The sequence below is a fragment of the uncultured Oscillibacter sp. genome, from assembly GCF_910587525.1.
GTDB lineage: Bacteria > Bacillota > Clostridia > Oscillospirales > Oscillospiraceae > Oscillibacter.
Genome location: NZ_CAJULS010000229.1, coordinates 1 through 2,330 on the forward strand (window position 1 = coordinate 1; position 2,330 = coordinate 2,330).

The following is a 2,330-nucleotide window of genomic DNA, read 5'->3' on the forward strand; positions in this document are numbered from 1 at the left end:
GTCGGCAAACCGCTTTTACTTTAACAGGGAGTTTTTCTCTTTTCTACGCTACTCCTCGCTATAAGCTATTTTTTTACCCCCGGCTTAGCCGGGAGTTGCCTTTGGTACTACCAAAGCAGGCCGCCCGAAATTCCGGGCGGCCCGCGTCCTATGGAGAGAGCTTCTTCCTGTAGTTCTCCAGAGCTATTTCCAAGGCGGCGGTACTGCTGTAATCCACCTCTCCCAGATCAATCTCACCCCAAATGGTATTCACCAGTTCCTGAGCATTGTCCAGCCAGCCATGGACCTCCTTCAAAAAAGCGGCAATGGCCGGAATATCAAAGCTCTCGTGAATGGGACTGCCGAAATTGATATCAAACTCCACTCTGCTTTCTTGATATACAACAGGCGTCCCCTTGATATCCAGTGAGAAAATCCGGTATTGGTAGCCGCAATATCCCTGCCCCATCTTAGGGACATATTGGAGAAGATAGTCCTCCCCATCCAGCCGGAGGGCGTACAGGCCGTTTTCCCCGGCGTGGGAGACACCGGCGAAGTCCTCCCACAGGATGCGGTTTTCCCCGTCCAGAACGCGGAATGCACAGGATTCCATCTGCTTCCCGGTCATGCCGGGGTACCAAAATGTCGCCAGCTCCAGGATCTCCGGCTGTCCGTCGTGGTTAAAGTCATAACTTCCCGGCAGGATTTCCTCCGTCCGCTCCCGGACCTCGCCGGTGACCTGGCCCTGCTCTGTGGTGATGACACAGGTGTAACGGGACTGCCCTTCGTTCCCGTCGTCAAAGGTCAGGTCCAGACTGTGCTCAGACCGCCACTGCCCCCAAGGCTCGTAATACGCCGGAAAGGTGTACTCCGGAATGGGGCTTCCGTCCGGCAGGGTGAACTCCCAGCTGGTCCAGTTCTCTGTCTCGATGACCGTGACCGAGCACCGGGTCCGGGCGGACCGGGCCAGGGCCAGGAATCCGCTCTCCGGCGACCACAGGGCCTCCTGGCCCACCATGCCCTCTGTTTCCCACAGCACCTTCTCCGTGGAGCGGTCCACCACCTGGACCCTCTCCGGCACCCGGACGCCGCTGACGTAGATGTCCGTCGCCCCCACGGCGCGGACCAGAAACCGCTGGTCCGGCGAGACAGTCTCCCCCTCCACCACCGCCAGGGGCGCGGCCTCCAGCATTTCCATGTACGCCCGCTCGCCTTCAGATAAGCCGTTCTCCTCCTCCGCCGGACTGTGTGAAGCGGCAAAAATTGTCCCTGCCGTCAGCAAAAGCAATATAAACAGTCCAATGATCTGTTCTCTCTTCATTCTGTCCTCACCCTGACTCTTTTGATAGGCAAAGTATACCGAAAAATCCGGATTATGTCTACCACAGCCTGGTTACAGAAAAATGACAGCACGGTAAAAGAAGTAACGGCACAGTAACATCAAAACAGGGGGAAAGCCGCAGCCCTCCCCCTGTTCAGTATTCACTTCACAACAGCCCGGTGGTAGACCTTCTTGCCTTTTTTGATGATGACACCCTCGCCCTCAAAGTCCGCCTGGTCAAAGGTCTCACCAATGTCCATCACCTTGCGGTCGTTCACGGCCATGCCGCCCTGCTGAATCAGCCGCCTGGCCTCGCCGTTGGAGGGGCACAGACCGCAGGCCACCAGCAGATTGACGGCGCCGATCTTTCCGCCGTCAAACTTGCCGGCATCCAGCTCGGTGGTGGGCATGTGCTCCGCGGAACCGCCGCCGGAGAACAGACCCCGGGCCGTCTCCTGGGCTTTTTCAGCCTCCTCCTGGCCGTGGACCAGCTTGGTCAGTTCGTAGGCCAGAATCTCTTTTGCGCGGTTCAGCTGACTGCCCTCCCACGCGTCCATCTCGTCGATCTGCTCCAGGGGCAGGAAGGTCAGCATCCGAATGCACCTTAAAACGTCGTCATCCCCCACGTTCCGCCAGTACTGGTAGAATTCAAAGGGGCTGGTCTTGTTGGGGTCCAGCCAGACGGCGCCCTTGGCGGTCTTGCCCATCTTCTTGCCCTCGGAGTTCATCAGCAGGGTGATGGTCATGGCGTAGGCGTCCTTCCCCAGCTTGCGGCGGATCAGCTCCGTGCCGCCCAGCATATTGCTCCACTGGTCGTCGCCGCCGAACTGCATATTGCAGCCCAGAGTCTGGAACATGTGGTAGAAATCGTAGGACTGCATAATCATATAGTTGAACTCCAGGAAGCTGAGGCCCTTTTCCATGCGCTGCTTGTAGCACTCCGCCCGCAGCATATTGTTCACAGAGAAGCAGGCTCCCACCTCCCGCAGCAGCTCCACATAGTTCAGCTTCATCAGCCACTCGGCGTTGT

General features: G+C 58.0%; 2 protein-coding genes. Both read right to left on the reverse strand.

All coding sequences use genetic code 11. The annotated features are described in order from the left end of the window. Positions 1 to 148: 148 nt before the first annotated feature. Positions 149 to 1,300 (reverse strand): hypothetical protein, encoded by a 1,152-nt coding sequence (locus QZ326_RS12880; RefSeq protein WP_295745976.1) that lies wholly within the window; start codon positions 1,298 to 1,300, stop codon positions 149 to 151. A 161-nt stretch (positions 1,301 to 1,461) separates the two neighbouring features. Beyond that, positions 1,462 to 2,330, reverse strand: an 869-nt coding sequence (gene tyrS / locus QZ326_RS12885) for a tyrosine--tRNA ligase (protein WP_295745979.1), incomplete at its 5' end; no start/stop codon positions are given.

What these genes read in the sequence shown, in the direction of transcription:
- QZ326_RS12880 (WP_295745976.1), bottom strand. Translation starts at nt 1,300, where the DNA reads ATGAAGAGAGAACAGATCATTGGACTGTTTATATTGCTTTTGCTGACG.